General features: G+C 44.4%; 19 protein-coding genes and 3 pseudogenes. 20 read left to right on the top strand and 2 right to left on the bottom strand.

The window, feature by feature from the left end:
• The first annotated feature begins 122 nt into the window (after window positions 1-122).
• Window positions 123-278: a hypothetical protein gene (locus KNQ15_RS10850; protein ID WP_214729364.1), complete on the top strand. Its 156-nt coding sequence runs from the start codon at window positions 123-125 to the stop codon at window positions 276-278.
• Between the two features lie 34 nt (window positions 279-312).
• Here KNQ15_RS10850 and KNQ15_RS10855 read toward each other — a convergent pair whose 3' ends face one another.
• Together KNQ15_RS10855 and KNQ15_RS10860 are read right to left on the bottom strand one after the other, a co-directional pair.
• Window positions 313-1,011 carry a DUF3169 family protein gene (locus KNQ15_RS10855; RefSeq protein WP_214729366.1) on the bottom strand — a complete coding sequence of 233 codons (699 nt, stop codon included), beginning with the start codon at window positions 1,009-1,011 and terminating at the stop codon, window positions 313-315.
• Complete coding sequence (locus tag KNQ15_RS10860; RefSeq protein WP_023468455.1) at window positions 1,008-1,214, bottom strand: helix-turn-helix transcriptional regulator; 207 nt, start codon at window positions 1,212-1,214, stop codon at window positions 1,008-1,010. The genes KNQ15_RS10855 and KNQ15_RS10860 overlap by 4 nt, the downstream gene beginning before the upstream one ends.
• A 498-nt stretch (window positions 1,215-1,712) precedes the next feature.
• On the opposite strand from KNQ15_RS10860, the pseudogene KNQ15_RS16815 reads away from it, so the two are divergent.
• The 19 genes and pseudogenes from KNQ15_RS16815 (at window position 1,713) to KNQ15_RS10960 (ending at window position 21,283) form a co-directional block, all read left to right on the top strand.
• Window positions 1,713-2,978 (top strand): annotated as a pseudogene (locus KNQ15_RS16815) (M3 family metallopeptidase).
• Window positions 2,978-3,349: a hypothetical protein gene (locus KNQ15_RS10875; protein ID WP_214729372.1), complete on the top strand. Its 372-nt coding sequence runs from the start codon at window positions 2,978-2,980 to the stop codon at window positions 3,347-3,349. Before KNQ15_RS16815 ends, KNQ15_RS10875 begins: the two are co-directional and overlap by 1 nt.
• Window positions 3,350-3,359: 10 nt before the next feature.
• Window positions 3,360-3,800, top strand: a complete 441-nt coding sequence (locus tag KNQ15_RS10880) for an NUDIX domain-containing protein (RefSeq protein ID WP_214729374.1) — start codon at window positions 3,360-3,362, stop codon at window positions 3,798-3,800.
• Between the two features lie 96 nt (window positions 3,801-3,896).
• Complete coding sequence (locus tag KNQ15_RS10885; RefSeq protein WP_214729376.1) at window positions 3,897-4,598, top strand: ABC transporter ATP-binding protein; 702 nt, start codon at window positions 3,897-3,899, stop codon at window positions 4,596-4,598.
• Window positions 4,595-5,365 carry an ABC transporter permease gene (locus KNQ15_RS10890; RefSeq protein ID WP_035407693.1) on the top strand — a complete coding sequence of 257 codons (771 nt, stop codon included), beginning with the start codon at window positions 4,595-4,597 and terminating at the stop codon, window positions 5,363-5,365. Before KNQ15_RS10885 ends, KNQ15_RS10890 begins: the two co-directional genes overlap by 4 nt.
• 10 nt (window positions 5,366-5,375) lie before the next feature.
• A complete protein-coding gene (locus KNQ15_RS10895) occupies window positions 5,376-5,798 on the top strand; it encodes a cytidine deaminase (RefSeq protein WP_214729378.1) in 423 nt (140 codons plus the stop codon).
• Window positions 5,799-6,082: 284 nt separating this feature from the next.
• Window positions 6,083-7,075, top strand: a complete 993-nt coding sequence (locus KNQ15_RS10900) for a LacI family DNA-binding transcriptional regulator (protein WP_214729380.1) — start codon at window positions 6,083-6,085, stop codon at window positions 7,073-7,075.
• Between the two features lie 116 nt (window positions 7,076-7,191).
• Window positions 7,192-8,460 carry a galactooligosaccharide ABC transporter substrate-binding protein GanS gene (gene ganS, locus KNQ15_RS10905; protein ID WP_214729382.1) on the top strand — a complete coding sequence of 423 codons (1,269 nt, stop codon included), beginning with the start codon at window positions 7,192-7,194 and terminating at the stop codon, window positions 8,458-8,460.
• A 75-nt stretch (window positions 8,461-8,535) separates the two neighbouring features.
• Window positions 8,536-9,792 carry a carbohydrate ABC transporter permease gene (gene ganP / locus KNQ15_RS10910; RefSeq protein ID WP_214729384.1) on the top strand — a complete coding sequence of 419 codons (1,257 nt, stop codon included), beginning with the start codon at window positions 8,536-8,538 and terminating at the stop codon, window positions 9,790-9,792.
• Window positions 9,793-9,830: 38 nt separating this feature from the next.
• Window positions 9,831-10,646 (top strand): galactooligosaccharide ABC transporter permease GanQ, encoded by an 816-nt coding sequence (gene ganQ / locus KNQ15_RS10915; protein WP_214729500.1) that lies wholly within the window; start codon window positions 9,831-9,833, stop codon window positions 10,644-10,646.
• 36 nt (window positions 10,647-10,682) lie between these two features.
• Window positions 10,683-12,743, top strand: coding sequence for a beta-galactosidase (locus tag KNQ15_RS10920; RefSeq protein WP_214729386.1), 2,061 nt, complete (start codon window positions 10,683-10,685; stop codon window positions 12,741-12,743).
• Between the two features lie 484 nt (window positions 12,744-13,227).
• A complete protein-coding gene (locus KNQ15_RS10925; protein WP_214729388.1) occupies window positions 13,228-13,971 on the top strand; it encodes an ABC transporter ATP-binding protein in 744 nt (247 codons plus the stop codon).
• Complete coding sequence (locus KNQ15_RS10930; protein ID WP_214729390.1) at window positions 13,968-16,412, top strand: ABC transporter permease; 2,445 nt, start codon at window positions 13,968-13,970, stop codon at window positions 16,410-16,412. The genes KNQ15_RS10925 and KNQ15_RS10930 overlap by 4 nt, the downstream gene beginning before the upstream one ends.
• 29 nt (window positions 16,413-16,441) lie before the next feature.
• Window positions 16,442-16,759 (top strand): hypothetical protein, encoded by a 318-nt coding sequence (locus KNQ15_RS10935; protein ID WP_035407705.1) that lies wholly within the window; start codon window positions 16,442-16,444, stop codon window positions 16,757-16,759.
• Window positions 16,760-16,790: 31 nt separating this feature from the next.
• On the top strand, window positions 16,791-17,261 hold the full coding sequence (locus KNQ15_RS10940; RefSeq protein ID WP_214729392.1) for a hypothetical protein: 471 nt from the start codon (window positions 16,791-16,793) through the stop codon (window positions 17,259-17,261).
• Window positions 17,262-17,366: 105 nt separating this feature from the next.
• Window positions 17,367-18,290 carry a DMT family transporter gene (locus tag KNQ15_RS10945; RefSeq protein ID WP_214729394.1) on the top strand — a complete coding sequence of 308 codons (924 nt, stop codon included), beginning with the start codon at window positions 17,367-17,369 and terminating at the stop codon, window positions 18,288-18,290.
• Window positions 18,291-18,499: 209 nt separating this feature from the next.
• Window positions 18,500-18,975 (top strand): annotated as a pseudogene (locus KNQ15_RS10950) (nucleotidyltransferase family protein).
• 20 nt (window positions 18,976-18,995) lie between these two features.
• Window positions 18,996-19,682, top strand: a complete 687-nt coding sequence (locus KNQ15_RS10955; RefSeq protein WP_214729396.1) for a hypothetical protein — start codon at window positions 18,996-18,998, stop codon at window positions 19,680-19,682.
• A 204-nt stretch (window positions 19,683-19,886) separates the two neighbouring features.
• A pseudogene (locus KNQ15_RS10960) lies at window positions 19,887-21,283 on the top strand (MFS transporter).
• Window positions 21,284-21,305 lie beyond the last annotated feature (22 nt).

Consider the following 21,305-nt stretch of genomic DNA (forward strand, 5'->3'; position numbering starts at 1 on the left):
GATACCGGGGTTTTCGCTTTTTTTCTATGTTCGATTTAAAATCCGATGGATTTTATGTGTCAACCACACCTTATGGTGATGAGCCAGAATAAAGTAAAAAAGGAATCTAAAGGAGGGTGTCTATGATCTTTATTGCTATTTTTCTCGCCGTTGGTGGAGTCGTCTGGTTCATTTCAGCGCGGAGTCAATCGAAACATCGCTCGCTCGACGATCAGGAATATACACTGAACCAGCATGATGTCCATCACAAAATCATCGTGATTTTTAAAGGCATGTAAAGGAGCATCCAGTCGATTGACTGAATGCTCCTTTTTAGCGATTGCGTACATGGAGAAAATATTTTGCGTTGCTCCAGATCAAGGCGATAATCAATAAGCTGATTGCAAAGATCTGAGATTGACCGGTCTTATACGAATACACGACTAATACGACAATGATACCCATCAATAAAAATTGTAACAGGGACTGTGACCGAATCAGACCTTCGAACATGACGTGACGTTCTCCGTCATCTGAGGCAGCGAATAGCTTTTCAGCATAGTTCTTTTCCGAATACTTTGGGAAATAGCGGTTGGGATAGATCTGGCGCATAAGATTGAGAAAATAAATCGAGGCAATACAACTGATGACGAAAAAGAATCCGCTCAGTATCAAATGAAGACCGAACTGGTTTTCAATGATGCTAAAAGAAGCGAGCCCGATACTGAGGAGATTGGAGAACTGCACGATCATCATGCCGTCCGCATAGTAACGATTCACTTGATCGTCAATCGCGTCCTCTTCGTCGGAAGAAACGGATCGTCGAGTCAATTGACGAATTTGTAAATAGCGTACGACGTAACTGAGAGTCAAGATCGTCAAGATAACGAAAAGACCAGTGAATATGTAATCAAGATAGAGCGATCGTTCAAACTGTGACAAATTGGTATTTTTGAGGACAAACATGACGAAATAACTGCTAATGAAACCGAGTAAAGCTGCGATGATGACCTTGCCTGCTTCCTTGTTCATGTTAATTCCTCCTCATCGAAATAAAAGATGTCTTCTAGCGGTGTATCAAACACACGAGAAATTTTGACGGCGATCAGTAGCGACGGCATGAATTCTTCGCGTTCGATTAAGCTGATCGTCTGGCGCGAAATGTTCGCGCGCCGTGCCAGTTCAGACTGATTCCATCCGTGGCGAGCACGTAATTCTTTTAAACGGGATTTCATATAGGGATTCACCTCCTATATAATGTAACTTATCATAGTCTTTTTGAAAACGATAATAGTCAAAAAAGACAACATAATAGTCATTTATTCGTAAAATGATCATATCGTTGGCATAAACTGTATACTGGAATAAGTTGAAAGGAGATGTGAAATCCGTCGATGAAATCTCAGTCACCTGTAAATGATATTTTTTATAATGATAAGGATGTTGCGCATCGAATCGCTTCGATTCTCCAAATGGAAGAGACATTGCTCAAACAAAAAATCGCGTATCTCCAGGACGTTACAGACCTCGGTACCACTTCTGAATACGAACAAGGGCGTCAGCAGCTATCGGATAAGCTCGATACGTTGAGACGTTCCGTAAAAATGGATCTCGTCTCGCGCGATGACGTCACACTTCGAACGAGAGCACGTTTTGAACAATCACTCAGAGCAACAAGTGCGACAGAGGAGGAAGCTTGTCTTATTCAAGACTATCTCCGGATTGAGGCGACGATGCTGACAAAATCGGGAGAGTCGGTTTCCGATCTTCATGCTGCTTTATTTGACGCGAATGAATCCACTCGAAAACAAGCGCTCTTATCGATTGAGGAAGCGTTCCGCATGAAAGAATCCGTCATTCAACCGTTGTTTTCACGACTCGTTGATTTACGACAAGCGCGTACCACTGCAAGTGGTAAGATCGGATACGAGGAACTAGCTTTTGTAGAACTCGGACGCGTCGATTATACGAGTCAAGATGTCAATCATTACGCCACTATCATTCAATCCGACTTTCTACCGGTCAAACGGCGATTTCAGCGCGAACAACAAACGTTTCTCGGCAAACAGGTGCTCCATCCGTGGGACGTCCGGCAATCGGCCTATACACAGATTGATCATCACGCGACCGGTTCTGACACTTCATTCTTAGACAAGGCACAAGCAATTCTCGAGAGCGTGCATCCATACTTTGCGGACGTATTAAAAGAAATGCGACATAGGAATCATCTCGATATCGGTGCCCGGTCGAACAAAGCTGGCGGAGGATTTTGTGAGTATTTACCGGTCGAACAGCAATCGTTCTTATTCATGAATCGCATCGATACGTTTGATGATCTCGTCATCTTCATGCATGAGATCGGCCATGCCGTCCATCATGATGCGATGAAAGAAACGTACGACGGACTACAACCGATTCCGCTTGAAGTAGGGGAGTTCGCTGCCATGTCGCTCGAGTTGTAGACGATGAACGAATGGCATCAGGTGATTCCGGATAAAAAAGACGTTGCCCGGGCAAAACTCGAACAGATGCGTTCCATGGTTGAGTTCTTACCCGAGACGATCATCGTCGATCGTTTTCAATCATGGCTCTATGCTCACCCGGGTCATGATCCAAAAGAACGACATGCCTATTATGCCGATCTCCGAGAAACATTTGATACGGACGTCATCGATTGGTCGGAAACACCCGATTGGAAAGGCCACGAATGGATGAGTGTCATCCATCTCTTTGAGACGCCGTTCTATTACATCGAGTACGCGATTGCTCAGATCGCCGCTCTCCAGGTTTATCACCGTTTCACGAAAGATCCCGACCAAACGCTGAAAGATTTCATCGCATCTTTAGCGCTTAGTCAAACCCATCCGGTTCAAGACGTCTATGCGAGAGCGGGTGTATCTTTCTTGCCGACTGAAGGAGAGATGAGCGAATTAGTGAGCTTTTTGACATCAGAAGTGGAGACTTGGAAGATAATTTTACAGGAAGGTACATCGATATAATGAAGGACGACAAGAAAATTCATATACCAGAAGAGTTAGAAAGCCTCTATTTTTTCGGAGTAGAGCCGATTCTTGAGTTTCCGGAGGAAGAAGCATTCTATCAGCGGTCTAAATACATGTTACACAACTCCTCAAAAGAGCGTATTCAGTTTATCCTGTATCCGGCATTTACTGAAATGGAACTCCATGTCCTCCGACCGACTGGGGAGACGCTGTCACGATTACGAATTGAAACAATCCAATCCTTAAAATATGTTGAAGAAAACAGAAAACGTCTGTTACTTGATCATAGTGATGATGAATATTACCGCATCAGTGAGATTCAACTGGATCCGTTATTTTGTATCATTCAGACGGAAAGAAGAAAATAGGGGGACGAACATGAATATCCGTAAAAACATCGTCTATGCGACATTATTCAATGCTGCAGGCGATCAATTATTGATGGTCGAGAATCGTGGAGATCATGGTGACTACTATACATTGCCCGGTGGGACAGTCGAGCGCGACGAAACGTTACATACAGCAATCACGCGTGAAGTTCTGGAAGAGACAGGATTTACAATCATACCAGGTGACATCGTCCATCTGGCAGAAGCATTCTTCCCGCAAGCGGGGGAACATTGTCTCTTTTTCTTCTTCGCGGGAGAAATCACTTCTGGTCAGTTAAAAACGAATGTTCCAGAAGAGATTTCCGGACTCGTCTGGATGGACCGTGAAGAAGCGTTCAAACACCTCAACTTACCGGAAGCGTCAAAAGAATCGCTCTTTGCTGGTCGAACGGTACCGTATGATTTTGCCGGAGAGATCATTCACGCGTAAGGAAGTGTCGCTTGACGTACTAAGGTGACGGATTTTCGGGTACAACATTACAGGAGCATTACCCGAAATTTGTAGAAAGTTAGGTGAACACACAGTATGTCGATTCTTACGTTTCACGAAGTCAGCTATCAACACATCTTACACGAAATAACGGGTGAGTTCCGAGAAGGTGTCATTACGACGCTCGTCGGACCGAGTGGTGCCGGAAAATCCACAACATTGAAACACATCAACGGACTTATTTCTCCCGATCGCGGCGAAATTTGTTTTCGAGGCGAACCACTCGAGCAGATGAATCTGCTCGACGTCCGCAAACGGATCGGAATGGCGTTCCAAAGCGCGCCGATGATTCCAGGTACCGTCTACGATAATATTAATTTACCGAAATCGATCTTCGGGGAATCGTTACCACGCGAAGAGGCGGAACGCTTGCTACAACAAGTCGAACTATCCGTCGAACTTGAACGACCGGTCAAAGATTTGTCCGGTGGCGAACGGAGCCGACTCGGAATCGCACGAACACTCGTTAATCGACCGGACGTCCTGTTGCTTGACGAAATCACGGCAAGTCTCGATTACCGGATGGTACAAGAAATTGAGAAGCTGATTCTTGATTTACAGCAGGAGTTGCAGACGACGATCATTTGGATTACGCATGACTTAGAGCAAGCCAAGCGGGTCAGCGACGACGTCTGGTTTTTAAAAGACGGTCGATTGATCGAGTCTGGTGCTTTTAAAGAACTCGTTTCAAGTGGTCAAGCAGAGACACAAGCGTTCTTGAAGGGGGTATCGATATGAGTTACCTCCAACTGGCGACTTCGCTGATCTTCATTTTGATCCCCCTCGTCTTAGCGCGGACGTTACGGCTTGGTCTAGAGAAGGACATCCTCATCGCAACCGTTCGATCAATCGTCCAACTCTTGATCATCGGTTATATTTTGACGTTCGTCTTTGAAAGCGGCAGTCCAATTTTCATGTTACTCATGATTCTGTTGATGATCGGTGCAGCGACACTGAACGTCATCCGTAAAGGGGACGGGATTCCCGGGATCCAGTGGATCATCTTGTTGACATTGATTGCGGTCGAAGCATTAACGATGGGCATTTTGCTTGGATTACAAATCATTCCGTTTGAAGCCCAGCAAGTCATTCCGATCAGCGGGATGGTCATTGGGAACTGTATGATTTTGTCCTTGTTGTTTCTTAATAAGTTCAAGGACGAGGTCGAACGAAGCGACGAGGTCATCGAACTGATTCTTTCGCTTGGTGGAGATGCGAAGACAGCGATTGATACGAGCTTAAAAGGCGCGATCCGGACAAGTATGATTCCAACGATTGAAGCGCAAAAAACGATGGGCCTCGTCCAATTGCCAGGGATGATGAGTGGGTTGATCATCGGTGGCGCGGATCCAATGGAAGCGGTCCTTTATCAACTATTGATTCTATTCCTGATCTTGACGACGGCGGCGATGGCATCGGTCCTCGTTGGTTTTCTATCCTACCGTCGACTATTCAATGAAAAAGCACAATTCATCGGTTTGACCTATAAGAAAAAAGACACGTAAGGAGCACGTTATGCAGACTTATCCGATTACTGAAGCCGACCTGCAACTGGTCGAACTAGCAACCAAAACGATTCAAAGCCGTTACGCTGACGATAAACATCACGTCGCAGCTGCGTTGCGGACAAAAGATGGCGCGACGAAAACGGGTGTTCATGTCGAAGCGTATATCGGACGGGTGACGGTGTGCGCGGAAGCCATTACGATCGGTTCCGCCATCACGGATGGATTGACGGATTTTGAGACGATCGTCGCTGTCCGACATCCCTATTCGGATGAAACGGACCGAACGATTCGTGTCGTCAGTCCGTGCGGCATGTGTCGCGAATTGATTTCCGATTATGCACCGGACGCGTTTGTCCTCTTGAAGATCGACGATCAGTTGACGAAAGTGCGGATTGCAGACTTAATTCCACTTAAATATGTTCGTTCGTGATTATAAGAATGGAATAAAATTCGTTGATTTAAAAAAAGAAACGAAGGAACTATCATCGTCTGAGATGTGTAGTTTCTTCGTTTTTCTTTTTGTAGAACACTTAGTTTTGTAATTGAAAAAAGCTCAACATCGTTAATGCATTCTTTTCTTCTCATTATGGTTTCCTTCCTCTTTTTATGAATTATGAAGTAATATAAAAAAAGAAAGGTATAATTTAAAATATAAAATTTGTAATTTTACTTAAAAATTTTACTTAAATCTAAATTTAAAAGGAGTGTTATCATTTGGCGACGATTAAAGATATTGCTAAAAAAGTAGGCTGTTCAATTTCGACAGTTTCACGGGTATTAAATAATGATTTAAGTTTATCGGTTGGTGATGAGACGCGAACGCGGATATTTGAGGTAGCTGAAGAGCTTGGTTACAAAAAAAAGACGATGAAATCACTCGTTAAAAATATTGCTTTTTTGTATTGGTTGACAGATAAAGAGGAGCTTGAAGATATTTATTTTCACACGATGCGAATTGCGATCGAGAGATTGGCTAGGGAGAATAACATGGAGTTAACGACCTACAAAGTAGCGGATGGGATTGAAAAGATTCCGCTAAACATCGAGGGATTTATTGCAGTGGGTTCTTTTATGGATCGAGAACTGGAATATTTAAGAGAGTTGACGACTAATGGAGTCTTCATAGATTCGACACCAGATGCTGAACAATATGATTCGGTGCGTCCAGACCTTGACCAAATCACACGAAAGACAATTGAAGTTCTGAAGCAGCAGGGACATAAAGAAATTGGATTTATCGGTGGAACTTTTCAGAATGCTGATACAAATGTAGAAGAAATGGATGGGCGGGAACGTGCTTTTCGTAAGTATATGCAGCAAGAAGGAATGCTAAATGAGACATTTATCTTCTGTCATCATGGTTTTTCAGTTGATAATGGCTATTTTTTAATGATTCAAGCGATTGAACGCCTTGGTGAAAATATGCCAACCGCTTTTTTTGTAGCGGCAGATCCAATCGCCGTTGGCTGTCTGCAAGCACTTCACGAAAAACAAATTGATGTCCCGAACCGCGTCAGCCTGATCAGTGTGAATAATACGAGTATCGCGAAGTATGTTTCGCCTCCCTTGACGACTTTCAATATTGATATTGAAGAAATTTGTAAAAACGCGATTCACTTATTACTTGAACAAATCATTGAAAAACGAAAAGTAGTAAAAACATTGTATATAGGTTCTGAGTTAATTATGAGAAAAAGCACCATTTAATTTTAGTAAAATTTTTTACTAAAATTATTTACTAAATCTTTTTAGAGTGTTATATTTTATTTGTTAAAGCGCTTTCATTTGTGTTTTACAATTCTCTAAGGAGGTTTGGTTTTTTTATGAAAAAACAATTAAAATATTCTGCTGTGCTTAGTGGTTTTGTATTGAGTATGTCGTTAGCTGCGTGTGGTCCGCAAGATGAAGCAAAAAATACAGAGACTCAAAATGGAAAAATCAAATTGATTGTTTGGGAAGATATCGAAAAAAGCGAAGGAATCAAGTCTGCTGTGAAACGATTTGAAAAAGAGAATGATGTTAACATCAAAGTTGTTGAAAAACCGTACGCAAAACAAATTGAAGATCTCCGGTTGGACGGACCTGCCGGAACAGGTCCCGATTTATTGACGATGCCTGGAGACCAAATCGGAACGGCAGTAACGGAAGGAATCATAAAAGAAATAAAGGTTCCGAAAGAAGTCCAGTCTCAATATACGGATGTTGCACTTGATTCACAAATCGTCAAGGGCAAAATTTACGGCGTGCCTAAAGCTGTGGAGACGACGATTCTATATTACAACAAGAAATTAGTCTCAGATAAAGCGTTACCTAAAACGATAGAAGATTGGTATACATTGTCGAAAAAGATGAAAACTGAAAAGTCGTTCGGTTTTTTAGCATTGTTTGACCAAGTTTATTATGCGCAGAGTGTCATGAGTGGATATGGCAGTTACATATTCAAGCGTTCGGAAAGTGGAGTATACGACACAAAAGACATCGGTTTAGCGAATGCTGGCGCAATCGAAGGAGCAAACCACATTCAAAAATTCTACAAGGAGAAGCTGTTTCCGTCGGGAATTATTGGTGAACAAGGGATTAACGTTTTGGAATCACTGTTTATGGAAGGAAAGGCAGCAGCTATCATCTCTGGTCCATGGAATGTTGGACCATTTGAGAAAGCGGGCATCGATTTTGGGGTCGCCAAACTTCCTGAGCTTGAAAATGGGAAAAATATGAGTTCATTTTTAGGTGTAAAAAGTTATAACGTTAGTAGCTATTCAAAACACGCAGAGCTTACTGAAAAATTAGCGCTCTATTTAACGAACGAAGAAAATTCAAAAAAACGCTTCGAAATCACTAAAGAAGTACCTGCCATCAGTGCATTGGCGAATGACCCGATCGTTACAAAAAGTCCAGCAGCTCAAGCCGTGGCAGAACAATCAAAATTCGCTGATTTGACACCGAATATCCCAGAAATGAATGAAGTATGGAAGCCAGTCGATGCAGCCCTCCAAACCATCGCAACAGGAAAAGCTGAACCGAAACAGGCGATGACTCAAGCCGTTGATACCATTGAAGGACAAATTAAAGCGAAGCACAGCTCAAAATGAGAAGGATGACTCCGATCCGTCGGTTAGCCCATTGATGCAGTCTGTTGCTAAATAATTTGTGAAGAGGTGAAAGGCGTGCAACATCGTAGAATAGGTATGCTTTTGTCAGTGATTCCCGGACTCGGGCAATTGTATCATCGTCAGTGGATTAAAGGCGTGTTGTTATTTACGGTAAGTATTGCATTTTTAATTGCGTTCGCTGACTTGTTGAATATGGGGTTGTGGGGTATCGTGACGCTTGGTACGGAAGTGCCGCGAGACAACTCTATATTCTTACTAGCACAAGGTATCATCGCTATTATTGTATTGATGTTCGGTCTTGCCCTTTATTTTTATAATCTTCGAGATGCATATCGAACAGGACAAAAAAGAGACGATGGATTACATATAAGTTCATTCAAATCAGATTACTTGAACCTGATTGGACAAGGATACCCTTATTTAGTAAGTAGTCCAGCATTGTTTCTCTTGATTTTTGCGGTTATTTTTCCGATTTTATTTAGTTTTGCTTTAGCCTTCACGAACTATGATCTTTATCATTCTCCACCAGCAAAATTAGCTGATTGGGTCGGTTTTTCTACATTTGTTCAAATATTCACAGTCGATATATGGCGATCGACATTCTTTGATGTGTTGTCATGGACGATTGTTTGGACATTAGTCGCATCGACCTTACAAATTTCAGTCGGGATATTTTTAGCGGTTCTTGTCAACCAGAAAGAAGTTCGTTTTAAAAAAGTCATTCGAACAATATTCGTCCTTCCTTGGGCAGTTCCAGGATTCGTGACGATTCTAGTATTCGCGGGACTATTCAATGATAGTTTTGGTTCAATTAACAACGATGTCCTCGCATTTTTTGGCATCGACGCCATACCTTGGCTGACGAACGAAAAGTGGACAAGGGTGGCACTCGTATTCATGCAAGGGTGGTTAGGCTTTCCCTATGTTTTTCTTGTCACGACAGGAGTCTTGCAATCGATTCCTGAAGATTTATATGAAGCGGCGACAATCGATGGCGCTTCATTCTTTGCAAAATTCCGCTTCATCACGATGCCGATGGTATTACTTGCGATGTCGCCAATCATCATTACGCAGTTTACATTTAATTTCAACAACTTCAATATCATTTATCTGTTCAATGGTGGTGGTCCGTCTGTACCTGGATCGAATGCGGGAGGGACCGATATTCTCGTATCTTGGATTTACAAATTGACGATGCAATCAGGTCAATATGCACTAGCCGCGGCTTTAACGATTTTACTATCGATTTTTGTCATTACAATTGCGCTTTGGCAGTTTAGACGAACAAATTCGTTTAAGGAAGGAGCGTGACGCTAGTGTCGAATATAAAAAGACTACGTTTCATTCGTATGACGATCACCTATGTCATTTTGTTAGTCGTATCGCTCGCCATCTTTTATCCACTCCTATGGACGATTGGTGCGAGTTTTAATCCAGGAAATAGTTTGGTCAGTACATCGCTCATTCCGAAAAATCCTACACTTGATCACTACCGCGAATTATTTGATGGAAAAGAAAGCCTTCAATATAGTCAGTGGTACATGAACTCATTGAAAATCAGTTTGTTTACGATGATTGGAACTGTCATTAGTGTCTCTTTCACTGCATATGCTTTTTCGCGTTTTCGTTTCAAAGGACGTAATCAAGCATTGACTTTATTTTTGTTACTTCAAATGATTCCTCAATTTTCGGCTTTAATCGCGTTGTTCGTGCTAGCGCAAATTCTAGGGATGATGAACAGCCATTGGTTGTTAATTTTATTGTACATAGGCGGGCAAATTCCGATGAATACGTACTTGATGAAGGGTTATATGGACTCAATTCCATTAGACTTAGATGAAAGTGCAAAGTTGGATGGTGCAAGTAATACAAGAATATTCCTTCAAATCATCATGCCATTATGTCGACCAATGTTAGCGGTCATTGCGATGAATGGGTTCACCGGACCACTTGGAGACTTTGTTTTGGCATCGACGATACTTCGAACACAAAAATCCTATACATTACCCATCGGTCTATTTAACTTAGTGAATGAAGCGATGGGAGCAAGTTATACGACATTTGCAGCAGGTGCGATTTTGATTAGTATTCCGATCGCTGTCGTCTTCGTTCTGCTCCAGAAGCATTTCGTAGCCGGTTTGACGGCTGGTGGAACAAAAGGGTAATAGATAGAAATCAGTTTTTTTAGGAGAGGAATATCTATGGAGAAATCAGGTAAATCTTATGTAACGTCTGCTAGGCGAATGCTCCATGGTGGAGACTATAATCCAGATCAATGGTTGGATGTTCCGCATGTCTTACGCCAAGATATCGAATTGATGCGTCTCGCTCATACGAATACGTACTCCATCGGCATTTTTGCCTGGAGTGCATTAGAGCCGGAAGAAGGGGTTTACACGTTCGAGTGGTTGGATCGAATCATAGATGACATTCATCAAAATGGTGGAAATGTAATTTTAGCGACACCGAGTGGAGCGAGACCCGCATGGTTATCGCAAGCATATCCTGAAGTATTGCGCGTCGATGAACGACGGGTTCGACAGCTTCATGGCGGACGTCATAATCATTGTTTCAGTTCGCGTGTTTATCGGCAAAAAACGCAACACATCAATCGACTATTGGCGAATCGTTATGGGAAACATCCGGCATTATTGATGTGGCATATCTCGAATGAATACGGGGGAGAGTGTCATTGTGATCAATGCCAATCCGCTTTTCGTGTCTGGTTACAAGAAAAATATAAAACACTTGATCGGCTGAATGCTGCTTGGTGGGGAGCATTTTGGAGCCATACGTTCAATGAGTGGTCTCAGATTGAATCGCCGTCGCCAATCGGCGAAAGCATGGTCCACGGCTTAAATTTAGATTGGCGTCGTTTTATCACGGATCAAACCATTAATTTCTATCAAAATGAAATTCAGCCATTACGCGAAGTGACTCCGAATATACCGGTGACTACCAATTTCATGGCAGATACGGATGACTTGATTCCCTTCCAGTCGCTTGATTATAGTCAGTTCGCGAAATATGTTGATGTCGTGAGCTGGGATGCGTATCCAGCTTGGCATAACGACAGGGAGTCAACGAGTCGTTTGGCGATGAAGGTCGGATTTATTAACGATCTATTTCGTAATCTAAAACAACAACCGTTCTTGTTAATGGAATCGACGCCGAGTGCCGTTAATTGGCATCCTGTCAATAAAGCTAAACGACCAGGAATGCATTTGTTATCTTCGATGCAAATGATTGCCCATGGTTCGGATAGCGTACTTTACTTCCAGTGGCGTAAATCTCGAGGGTCATCTGAAAAATTTCATGGGGCAGTCGTCGATCATGATGGAAGTTCTGAAAATCGTGTCTTTCAAGAAGTTGCAGAAGTCGGTCGTTTGTTAGAACATTTAGATGAAGTCGTTGGTACACATCGTCCAGCCGAAGTTGCGATTTTATACGACTGGGAGAACAACTGGGCATTTGACGATGCGCAAGGATTTTCGAATGACACGAAGCGTTATCCCCAAACACTCCAAGAACATTACCGGGCGTTTTACGAGCGTGATATTCCGGTAGATGTCATTACAAAAGAACAAGATTTTGATGGTTACAAACTGTTGATCGTTCCGATGCTTTATTTAGTCAGTCAAGAGACAATCGAACGTTTAAATCGATTCGTCGCGCAAGGTGGGACTCTCATATCGACGTATTTGACCGGGCTAGTTGATGAATCTGACTTAACTTATTTTGGTGGATGGCCAAGTGAGTTAAAAACGATGTTCGGAATCGATCCAGTTGAAAACGATACGCTATACCCAATGGATAAAAATGGAGTGAAGGTCCGCGATAAGACATATGAACTAAAGGATTATGCGACAGTCTTGAAAGTAGTGACAGCTGAAACAGTTGGAGTTTATACAGAAGACTTTTATGCTGACACAGCGGCAGTGACGCGGAATAATCACGGAGAGGGCGTCGCTTGGTACATTGGTGGAAGGTTGGAGGAGCGATTCCAAAACGATTTTTATGCAGAAATCATCTCTTCGTTGAATTTGCTATCGCCTCTTCAGATTGAACATCCAGAAGGTGTCTCGGTGCAGGTGAGAATCGATGCGTCGTCTATCTACGGATTTATCATGAATTTTTCGGAAGAAGTCAAAGCGATTGAACTGAAAAATCCAGTCGAAGAATACTTGACGAAAGAACGACTCATCGGAAATGTATTACTACAACCGTATGAAGTAAAGATTGTGAAGTGTAGCGCCGAATAACAATGTTGTTTGAAAGTGTATTGTGGATATCTGATGGAAGGGATTGTATAAAATAAACTCAGAAAACGAGACTGTGTTGTGAATCGTTATCGAAATTGAAAAAACGTAGGACCTCCTTATCATTCGGTAAGGAGGTCCTTTCGAGTTTACGAAGTAATAGTCAATCGGCTTAAATTGTCTTTGACTTGATTTCGAGTTGATCGAATTCCAAACTGCCTTGAACAACTAAGAGTGTTCGATGTTCGTGTTTTTTATTTCGAGTAAACCTTCTGTTCTTGAATGTGGTGATCTAACGTAGTAATAATCTGTTCACTTACTTTCTATTTTGTATGTTTTATCTTTTCCTTACTAAAAATAGTTCGTTTAAATGAGTACAATCCCTTTTATTGCCTTGATAATGTGCGTATCAGCTATTTATGTATTTACTTCTAAAAAATCCTTATATTGGTTATCATGATGATATCATGTTACAGGAGGGGTCGTTGTGGACAGTTTATTAGAAGTCGAACGGTTATCAAAAACCTACATACGTGGAACGGAGACGATCCATGCATTGAAGCAAGTCAGCTTTACGTTAGAGGAAGGAGGGTTCATCGCCATCATGGGCACGAGTGGCTCCGGGAAAAGTACACTGTTGAATATCCTGGGAGCGCTTGACGCGCCAACCAGCGGAACGTTGACCTTAAAAGAAAAACGGCAACGCGACATCTTCACTGAACCTGCTGCGACGTTATACCGTCAGCAACACATTGGGTTCATCTTTCAATCGTTTCACCTGCTCGATGATTTGACGGTCCAGGAGAACATCGCCTTACCGTTGATGTTGAAGGGGATGGATGACAAAACGATCAATCAAGAGGTAGAGATTTGGCTCAAACGAGTCGGACTGACGAAATGGAACAATCATCGACCGCAAGAACTGTCGGGTGGACAGCAACAACGTGTCGCGATCGCACGTGCCTTGATCAGTCGACCACCGATCATCTTAGCGGATGAGCCGACGGGGAACCTCGATTTCAAGACATCTGCTGAAATCATGCAGTTGCTACAAGAACTTAATCGCGAACAACAGACGAGCATCCTGCTCGTGACCCATGATGCGACCGTAGCCGCTCATGCGAAGCGGGTGCTGTATTTCCATGACGGACAGATCGTCGCCGATCAGCCGTCGACCGGTGACGTGGCGCCGATCTTAGAGACATACGAGCAGTTCGTGGGGGCTGTATGAAACGACAACATCTCTTCCGTCTTTCCCACCGACTGTACCGTAAAAGTCCGATGATTCTAGTGACCTCAATCGGAAGCGTCATGATTTCGATTGGTCTTGTCTTAACGATGGTCATTTTTTTACTACATAATCAAGCCGCTATCGAGACAGATCGTGTACAAAGATATGGTCAAGTCGATCTGACGGTCAAATATACACCTAAAGACGAGCGGACGGATCAGACCGTGTTTGAGCAACTTAAAAAGGATCACGATGTCTTGGGCGCAGAGTCGATCTTACAGACGACAGCGCGCGTCGCTGGTCAAGCGATGGCCGACGTGGAGACGATAGGAGTTCATTCGGATGCTCTGACGAAAAGTCGGTATCATTTCACGAACGATTTGAAACAGGGAGAAGCGATCGTGTCAGCTCGACTCGCGACTTCGCTTGATCGTAATGTCGGGCAAACGCTTCGCGTCGGAGAAGCGACGTATCGAATCCGCGAGATTGTACCAAATACAAAAACACCGGGAGTCTCCCACGATCAAGTCTTGCTTTCGTATGCTGATCTGAAGAAGAACCATCCAATCGAAACGAAAGCCGTCTTGCTCAATCTAAAAAAAGAGGCAGATCTCGTCCACTATGCCGATACGCTCGTCAAAGCGAATCCGAAGCTCCGAATTGAACTTGCGGAGGGGCAAGCGCTCTCACCGGCGCTGAACGGCTACATCGGAATCTTGTCAGTACTGATCCTTGTCGTCTCCGGCTTCATCTTGATGGCGAACTTCGACTTGTATTTACGCAAACATGCTGTCCAATTTGCGATCATGCGGACGCTTGGAGCGACAACACGACAACTGTTCCAGCTGTTCTTCGTTCAATCTGGGTTGATTGTCTTAGCCGGAATGATGCTTACGATTCTAGGCAGTATTTGCTTACCGTTACTTGGTCAACTCGAATGGCCGACAGAGGGTAAAATGATCGTCTCCCTCATGATTGATCAGGGAGCGTTCTTGATGCTCGTAACGTTCGGTAGTGCCTTGTTAATTCTGCTGTTGCTCGCGAGTACGGCTTATCGAAAACGGGATGTGTTACCACTCCACGTTTTGCGAGAAAATCTGAAAACGGCGTCACGACCGACCCGGCGAAAACGTCTCGTCCTGTTCAGCAGTGGATTGACCGGCAGCTTAGTATTATTCGCTGAAGTGATTGCCAGTACGGGTGGGTCACGGGCGATCGCCTGGCTCGGTGCGACCGTCGCTTTTTTACTGACGATGTATCTCGCGACGCCGCTCCTCTTGAAAGGAGTGCTCCATCGAGCGGAACCGATCGTTCGTCGGTTAGCGGGACCGACGAGTTTCGTCGCCTTCCGGGGCGTGTTGCCGCAACTTCGGAAAAATGCCTGGTTGATGCTGATCGTTCAAGTATTGATGATCATCGTCGTCATCGGCTCGACGTTCCTTGAGACGGTGCAACAAAACGAGCGGAAGTACATCATCAGCCAATATCCGACGGAAGTCGTCTTAAAGAGTCGTTTGGATGAAGGATCGCAAGGAGACCCGCTACAATTGATTCGACGGATTGAAACCGAGTTACCTGGCGCAAAAGCGACCTTCCTATCGTCTCGAAGCTCCTTTGAATACCAGTTGCCTCAAGAATATGTCTCAATCGAGTACGAAGTGACGGACTATCGTCGTCTTGACGTCTTAGAGGGAGAACAGACGAGTGACACAGACGGAATCATCATCTCACGTACCTTCGCTAAAAAACACAGTCTCCAAAAAGGCGATACGTTGCCGCTCGGCCGATGGGACGGGGAACAAGAGCGAAGTGTTTCGCTCGGTCAATTCCGAATCGTTGGAATCGAAAAGAAGATAGCACCAGACATCCTCGTGGATTGGCGGAATGAGGAGCTACGGCAACCAAGCGATCAAATCTTGAATGTCTTTATCGACGTTCCATCCGAGTTAAAGAAGGCGCAAGTGACAAAAAAATTATCAGAGATCACGCAAAGTTATCCGACATTGCAAATGAATCGACTATCTGACGCGCTTCATGATGCGGAGCAACAAACGACGGAACGTTGGTTCGTCTTCATCATTGCGCTTGTCGTCATGAGTGGATCCGTCTGGTTCGGACTTGCAAACGCCTTACTCAGTTTCGTGAGTGGAAAACGAGGCGAGTATGCCTTGCTACGAACGATTGCGCTGACTCGAAAAAGGCTGCGTCAATTGACACTCATACAAATGCTCTTGTTCATTGGGAGCGGCATCATCTTTGGACTGATCAGTGGTCTTGGTGCGACAATCTTCGTGACACGGATTGATGATACAGGATCATTCTATCTCAACGTCCCGACGATTGCTGGAACCAGTGCCGGTTTGGTGGTGCTTGTCCTAGCCATCGCTTGGTTCGTCACCCGACGGAAGCAGGAAAACCTCGTTCACGAATTGAAACAGTAAGTATGGGCAAGTGAACCGGGGGGATCGAATTGCGAAAAACGATCGGGGCGATTTTATTACTTGTAGTGATTGGCGGTGTTGGTTGGTGGATGATCGCAGATGAACGGGATGCAACCTATGAGCAGATTGTTGAAGTGCAAGTCGTTCGGCACGTGACGAAGCAGTTCGGGCGCGACAATATTGCGTCAGTCAAACCTTATTTCGTAGCGTCCGAATCATCAAAATCACGACGTCACCAGATTGCCGTTCAATTGAAATCGGCACCGACTGGAGAATACCGGATGTACCGCGTATTTCAGAATAAGGTCGAATACATCGGTCGATCACGAACCGTTCGATCAGATTAAACAGGTACGTTGAATCAGTTGGGGGATTTAAATGAAAACGAAAGCCGAACGTATCGCGTTCATTCAAGAAGAAAAACGTCAACTCGCTAAATCACGTTTGTACAGCTCATTACTGTACGGCTTTAGCATCCTGTTGGTCGTCGCCAATCGGGACATGTACTGGCCACTATTTTTATTATTTGTAGCACTAGTCTGGATTGCGCGGATCCACTCGCAAGAAGTCGAACGTGATATGGCTTTAACGATAGAACCACAGATGAAGAAAATCATTCAATGGCAGTATGTAACAGATTTTCTGTTCGTCATTTTAATGGGATTATTCTTTCCAATACTAATCGTATTCGATTTACCATTTTTCCTAAGTTTTGCCGTCTACGTCGTGTTTGCTATCGCTTTGCTCGTATCAGATATGCTACTTGAACGAAACGGAAAACGTCTCGATGTCGAGCATCCGACGAAGAAGGAATTGCGGACGCATCCGAAGTCGTGGAAAAAGATTTAATTCGTGGAGCCGGTCGTTGAACCGGCTCCTTTTTGAGCATTCCGGTCGCTTCAGCGTGCGAGACTGCCGTATGATGAAAGGGCACATGAATAAGGAGGTCCTCGTATGCTTGCAATCATCATTGGATTTATCATCGGTTTGCTCGTACCGGTTCAAACGAGTGTCAATACGCGATTGCGGGGCGTCGTCGGTTCGCCATTCCTCGCTTCGCTGATTTCCTTTTCGATTGGCTCATTATTCTTATTGATTCTTGTGTTGCTGGTCGACGGGAACCTCACAGGTCTCACAGCTGCTGCCGATGAACCGTACTGGATCTGGGCTGGAGGGGTACTCGGTGTCATCTATTTGACCGGGAACATCTTGTTGTTTCCGCGACTCGGAGGCGTCCAAACGGTCATCATGCCGATTTTTGGTCAGGTCATCATGGGACTGTTGATTGATCATTTCGGATTGTTTGAAGCGAACGTCACGACACTTTCGTTAACGCGGATCATCGGTGCAACGCTTGTGTTACTCGGTGTCGTCGGAACGGTCGCGCTCGGTGACTATTTAGCACGGCGCCACAAGCAACAGATGGCATCAACAGAAAAATCGTTGTTTCTCTGGCGTGTGTTCGGGATTCTGACTGGTACGTTGGGTGCTGCTCAAACGGCTATCAATGGTCATCTTGGAAGTGTTCTCGGTTCAGCTGTGAAAGGTGCCTTGATTTCGTTCGTCATCGGAACGATCGCTTTGTTGTTGCTGAATCTGATTTTACGAACGAAGTGGCAAATTGATCGCTCGCAACCATTCCCCGCCTGGATTTGGATCGGTGGATTGATTGGTGCATTATTCGTTGCCGGCAATGCCTTCATCGTTCCGCTCGTCGGTACAGGTCTCGCTGTCGTGATCGTCACGATTGGTTTACTGACTGGCAGTCTGTTGATTGATCGTTTCGGCTGGTTCGGTGCAAAGAAACAACCGGTCACGGGTGTTCAAATCGTCAGTCTGCTTGTCATGCTTGGAGGTATCGTGTTGATCCGCATTTAAGAACAGCTCGTTCGAACGTATGGATAGATACGTTGAGAACGAGCTGTTTGTTTAATCGTTCTCAATAAAAAGAAGGAAATGATTTCCTAATCGATGAATTGAGATAAACTGAAGAAAGAGTCATCATTTAGGAAGTAGATTCGGAGGAGAAATGCATGAATTTAGTGGATATCGAACGACGATTACGAGAGGACTCAGAAGTGCAGCTCATGCTGACGATCGTGGAACGACTCGATTTACCGGATTGGTGGATTTGTGCCGGTGTCCTTCGTTCGAAGATTTGGGGCATTGATCAAAACGCACAGTCGGACATCGATATCGTCTATTTTGACCCATCGGATATTTCTGAAACGACGGAAAAAAACATGAGCGGCAATTATGTGAATGGATAGATTTACCGTGGTCTGTTAAAAATCAAACGCGAATGCATCTCGTCAATGGATTACCACCTTATCAGTCCGCAAAGGATGCGATTTCACAGTTTCCTGAGACCGTCACAGCAATCGGCGTGACGAGACGACCAGACTTTGAACTTTACCTTCCATATGGAGCAGATGACTTTATGGATCGGATCATTCGACCGACGCCACCTTTTCAAGTCGGTACCGCGCGTCATTCGATTTTTCAGCGACGTGTGATCGAAAAAGGATGGCAAGACGACCCGGGTCTACAAATATGTAAATGAAACAAGAAGGAGCGTATGTGATGAAACGAATCAGTTATAAAAAAACGATACCGCTTCTACTAGTAGGACTCCTCTGTATCAGCGGATGCGCACCGGAAAAGAACGAGGTGAAGGAAAAGATTCACGTTGATGGTACGAGTTTGTTCGACAGTGGCTCCTATCCGACTGCTGTAGAGACGGCCGAGCATCAGTTTAAATATGACTTGAGTGACAAGTCCACCTATACGTTAAAGCAAGACGATTTCCGAGTGGACGCGCGATTCGATGACTATAATTTACTGCTAGCAAGCGTCATCGATGGGCAATATGATTCGCTGATGATCTACGAAAAAAAGTCGAACTGGATGTTAAGCAGTTCGATGGATCTCATTCGGGATCAATCCACGAAAGGCGAGTCGATCGAAGGGAGTCTAGCGTGGGAAGGAAACAAGAAAAAAATGACGACGAAAATTGTCACGAATCGTCATTACACGGTGATTGAGACACGACTGAAAAGTGAGCGTATTCCAGCTCGATTCGGAGAACGAACGCGCACTATCAACGGGTTGAAAGTACATATTCAAAAGCAAGGGAAACAGCTCAATCTTGCCTACCAAAACGGAACGGACGTGATGTGGATCGTCAGTGATCGACCAGAACAAGTCCTACTTCGGCTCATAACGGCATCTCCAGACAGTCCGATTTCGGAACTATCCGATGACTTTTAGATCCGCCTCGGTGGGTCTTTTTTTATTTCCTGTGACCCGGTGAGAAATTGTATGTGGTTGAGGTTATGGCGCGTTTATCGGTCCTGTTTAGTGGGAATCTTATCCATGCAATCATATGTTGAAAATAATGAAACGATCGATGATCAAAAAGGTGAGGTGAGTTGTTAATCGTAACGCATTCATAGAAAAGGAAGTGAGAACTTCATGCGATTCAGAAGGGAACATGTCAATGTCGTTGATCCGGCGCAAACGAAAAAGAGTGTCTATGCGACCGGAATCGGCAATGCGATGGAGTGGTTTGATTTTGGGTTGTACTCCTACCTCGCCGTCATTATCAGTCAAAATTTCTTTAGTGGTGTAGAAAATGATGAACTGAAGCTCGTCTTTACGTTTGCGACGTTTGCGATCGCCTTTTTGATGCGACCACTCGGCGGATTGATCTTTGGACGAATGGGCGATCGTTTAGGACGAAAAGTCGTCTTGACGACGACGATCGTCATGATGGCATTTTCGACCTTGTTGATTGGTCTGCTGCCGACCTACGATCAAATCGGTGTCTGGGCACCGATTCTTTTACTGTTGGCAAGGATCTTGCAAGGCTTTTCGACTGGTGGTGAATATGCTGGTGCGATGGTCTATATTGCCGAGTCTTCACCTGATAAACACCGGAGCGCGTACGGTAGTGGTCTTGAAATTGGAACATTAGCTGGGTATATTCTTGCTTCCGTGTTAGCGACGATCCTGTTCGTCTCTCTATCAGACGATCAAATGTCATCTTGGGGATGGCGTATTCCCTTCATCTTAGGTGCACCACTCGGATTATTTGGTCTTTATCTTCGGCGACACTTGGATGAGTCTCCGATTTTCGAGAATGAGATCGATGAGAGTGAACAGGAACAAGCGACGTTTCGGACGATCATCCAAGAACACCGGAAAGACATCATCGTCTGCTTCATCGCCGTTGCTTTCTATAACATCACGAACTATATGTATCCTATATGCCGTCTTATCTGGATGAAATCATCGGTCTACCGAGTGCAACGAGTACGATGTTAATCACAGGTGTCATGATTATTATGATTCCGCTCGCTTTCTCGTTTGGTCGCTTGAGCGATCGACGCGGCAATCGACGATTGGTACTGCTTGGATTGACGGGGTTAGCCTTAACATCGATCCTCTCATTCTTCCTGATCGGGCAAGACTGGTTGTTATTCGTCGGCATCGGGATCTTCATTATTGGTTTCTTTTTGTCAATTTTCGAGGGAACAATGCCAAGTCTGTTGCCAAGTATTTTTTATTCAGATGTGCGGTACCGGACGCTTTCCGTTACCTTTAATATCGCAGTGTCGATCTTTGGTGGGACGACCCCACTCGTCTCGACCTGGCTTGTGCACACGACAGAAGATCCACTCGCTCCAGCCTATTACCTGACAGCCGTCAGCGTCATTGGCTTCATCACTTTCTTCTTTTTCTTTGAGAACACAGCAGGTAAGGCGCTCAAAGGATCACATCCGACGGTTGCTTCGGAACAGGAAGTACATGAAGTCGCAAAAAATCCAGAAGATGCGCTGTGGTGGAAAGAAGACGACAAAAAAGAATGACGATAATACGAACAGTCCCTTA

The organism is Exiguobacterium sp. s168, from assembly GCF_018619035.1.
Lineage (GTDB): Bacteria > Bacillota > Bacilli > Exiguobacteriales > Exiguobacteriaceae > Exiguobacterium_A > Exiguobacterium_A acetylicum.

Excerpts from the sequence above, each read along its gene's own strand:
- KNQ15_RS10850 (WP_214729364.1), top strand. The coding sequence starts at position 123 with ATGATCTTTATTGCTATTTTTCTCGCCGTTGGTGGAGTCGTCTGGTTC.
- KNQ15_RS10855 (WP_214729366.1), bottom strand. The coding sequence starts at position 1,011 with ATGAACAAGGAAGCAGGCAAGGTCATCATCGCAGCTTTACTCGGTTTC.
- KNQ15_RS10860 (WP_023468455.1), bottom strand. The coding sequence starts at position 1,214 with ATGAAATCCCGTTTAAAAGAATTACGTGCTCGCCACGGATGGAATCAG.
- KNQ15_RS10875 (WP_214729372.1), top strand. The coding sequence starts at position 2,978 with ATGAAGGACGACAAGAAAATTCATATACCAGAAGAGTTAGAAAGCCTC.
- KNQ15_RS10880 (WP_214729374.1), top strand. The coding sequence starts at position 3,360 with ATGAATATCCGTAAAAACATCGTCTATGCGACATTATTCAATGCTGCA.
- KNQ15_RS10885 (WP_214729376.1), top strand. The coding sequence starts at position 3,897 with ATGTCGATTCTTACGTTTCACGAAGTCAGCTATCAACACATCTTACAC.
- KNQ15_RS10890 (WP_035407693.1), top strand. The coding sequence starts at position 4,595 with ATGAGTTACCTCCAACTGGCGACTTCGCTGATCTTCATTTTGATCCCC.
- KNQ15_RS10895 (WP_214729378.1), top strand. The coding sequence starts at position 5,376 with ATGCAGACTTATCCGATTACTGAAGCCGACCTGCAACTGGTCGAACTA.
- ganS (WP_214729382.1), top strand. The coding sequence starts at position 7,192 with ATGAAAAAACAATTAAAATATTCTGCTGTGCTTAGTGGTTTTGTATTG.
- ganQ (WP_214729500.1), top strand. The coding sequence starts at position 9,831 with ATGACGATCACCTATGTCATTTTGTTAGTCGTATCGCTCGCCATCTTT.
- KNQ15_RS10920 (WP_214729386.1), top strand. The coding sequence starts at position 10,683 with ATGGAGAAATCAGGTAAATCTTATGTAACGTCTGCTAGGCGAATGCTC.
- KNQ15_RS10930 (WP_214729390.1), top strand. The coding sequence starts at position 13,968 with ATGAAACGACAACATCTCTTCCGTCTTTCCCACCGACTGTACCGTAAA.
- KNQ15_RS10940 (WP_214729392.1), top strand. The coding sequence starts at position 16,791 with ATGAAAACGAAAGCCGAACGTATCGCGTTCATTCAAGAAGAAAAACGT.
- KNQ15_RS10945 (WP_214729394.1), top strand. The coding sequence starts at position 17,367 with ATGCTTGCAATCATCATTGGATTTATCATCGGTTTGCTCGTACCGGTT.
- KNQ15_RS10955 (WP_214729396.1), top strand. The coding sequence starts at position 18,996 with ATGAAACGAATCAGTTATAAAAAAACGATACCGCTTCTACTAGTAGGA.